Source organism: Bacillus sp. DHT2 (assembly GCF_026241455.1).
Lineage (GTDB): Bacteria > Bacillota > Bacilli > Bacillales > Bacillaceae_G > Bacillus_A > Bacillus_A pseudomycoides.
On record NZ_JAPHWH010000083.1, the window covers coordinates 1 to 455 of the forward strand.

Here is a 455-nt window from a genome sequence, read left to right on the forward strand (position 1 = left end):
ATATTTATCCATGTCTTTCCTGGCACAAACGGCAGCCATTTGCCGTCTTTCACCGGCACAATTCTTCCGTTTACATTTTTCCAGTCTGCTTCAATGACGTTTCCGTGCTGAAACAGCAGACCTTTACCCCCTGATTCTATGTCGATGTCACGCCTTCCATCTTGGTCAATAATATGATGGCTGGCTTCAACAATGAAAATATTTTGCATTTCAACCGGCTTTCCGGTCTCCCGGTCTGTCGTCATGACACCATCAGAGCTTCTCGTATAAGCTTCAGTTTTTTTATCATAGTTGTATTCGACAAGATTTGTAACGTTTTTTGTTCCATAATCTACCCGAATATTATAAGATTCATTTACAGGTTTTGCATCTGATGTTTGAAACAGCATTGGATCTGTTTTCTGCTTGAGCTCATATCCCTTTTGCTCCGCCGCCTTTTTTATGTACTGATAAGA

1 protein-coding gene is annotated in these 455 nt (G+C 40.9%); it reads right to left on the minus strand.

Annotated features, from left to right (window positions below):
- On the minus strand, positions 1-455 hold a 455-nt coding region (locus tag ORL93_RS30990), incomplete at both ends, for a DUF3048 C-terminal domain-containing protein (protein ID WP_265960351.1).